This window comes from Ornithinibacter sp. (genome assembly GCF_035443565.1).
Lineage (GTDB): Bacteria > Actinomycetota > Actinomycetes > Actinomycetales > Dermatophilaceae > Fodinibacter.
On the sequence record NZ_DAORSO010000342.1, the window covers coordinates 1 to 1,541 of the forward strand.

Below are 1,541 nucleotides of genomic sequence, written 5' to 3' on the forward strand. Positions count from 1 at the left end.
TTCCAGAAAGAGGGCACACTCGAGACGTGCCCACCACACCTGAGCTCGAGCAGCTGCTGCGCAAGCACAACCTTCGGGTCACCCGCCCTCGACTGGCCGTCCTCGGTGCAGTCCACTCCTCGCCGCACGCGAGCACGGATGCGGTCATCGATGCCGTCCGTGACGAGCTCGGCGTGGTGTCCCACCAGGCCGTCTACGACGTGCTGCGCGCCCTCACCACCGCGGGCCTGCTGCGCCGCATCCAACCCGCTGGCTCCGTGGCCCGGTACGAGGCCCGGGTCGGGGACAACCACCACCACGTCGTCTGTCGCACCTGCGGGGCGATCGCCGACGTGGACTGCGCGGTGTCCGCGACGCCGTGCCTCACGGCATCCGACGACCAGGGCTTCGTGATCGACGAGGCCGAAGTCACGTACTGGGGAACCTGTGCGACCTGCGCACAGGTCGCACACGCGGCACGATGAAACTGACCACCCACGCAGCCTGACCACCACCCTGCCCCACCAGCACATTGGAAGGAAGAGCATGAGCGAGCAGAACCACGACGCCGTCGTCGGAGACATGAACTCGGAGGAGAGCGAGGGACTGTGTCCCGTCATCCACACCGCCAACCACCCCACTGAGGGTGCTGGCAACCGCACGTGGTGGCCCGACCAGCTCAACCTGAAGATCCTGCGCAAGCACGCGCCCGCAGCCAACCCGATGGGTGAGGACTTCGACTACGCCGAGGCGTTCGCGAGCCTCGACCTCGACGCCCTGCGCGCCGACCTCACCGCCCTCATGACCGACTCCCAGGACTGGTGGCCGGCCGACTACGGGCACTACGGCCCGCTCTTCATCCGGATGGCCTGGCACAGCGCCGGCACCTACCGGATCAGCGACGGTCGCGGTGGCGCCGGAGCGGGGATGCAGCGGTTCGCGCCGCTGAACAGCTGGCCCGACAACGCCAACCTCGACAAGGCCCGCGCCCTGCTCTGGCCGATCAAGAAGAAGTACGGCAAGCAGATCTCCTGGGCCGACCTGATGGTCCTCACCGGCAACGTCGCACTGGAGTCGATGGGCTTCAAGACCTTCGGCTTCGGCGGCGGTCGCGCCGACGTGTGGGAGCCCGACGAGGACGTCTACTGGGGCCCGGAGGACACCTGGCTCGGCGACGAGCGCTACACCGGTGACCGCGAGCTCGAGAACCCGCTGGCCGCCGTGCAGATGGGTCTGATCTACGTCAACCCCGAAGGCCCCAACGGCACCCCGAGCGCGCTGGCCTCGGCCCGCGACATCCGCGAGACGTTCGCCCGCATGGCGATGAACGACGAGGAGACCGTGGCCCTCATCGCCGGTGGTCACACCTTCGGCAAGACCCACGGTGCCGCCGACCCCAACAAGTACGTCGGCCCCGAGCCCGAGGGCGCCTCGATGGCCGAGGTCGGCCTGGGCTGGAAGAACACCTACGGCACCGGGTCGGGCAATGACACCATCACCAGCGGCCTCGAGGGTCCGTGGACCCCGACGCCGACGACGTGGGACAACAGCTACTTCGAGAC

At 68.5% G+C, this 1,541-nt stretch carries 2 protein-coding genes; both read left to right on the plus strand.

The window, feature by feature from the left end:
- The first annotated feature begins 26 nt into the window (after positions 1-26).
- Positions 27-464 carry a Fur family transcriptional regulator gene (locus PLL68_RS15030; RefSeq protein WP_324535480.1) on the plus strand — a complete coding sequence of 146 codons (438 nt, stop codon included), beginning with the start codon at positions 27-29 and terminating at the stop codon, positions 462-464.
- A gap of 61 nt (positions 465-525) precedes the next feature.
- Positions 526-1,541 (plus strand): peroxidase family protein (locus tag PLL68_RS15035; RefSeq protein WP_502910733.1); only part of this gene is annotated, 1,016 nt, incomplete at its 3' end.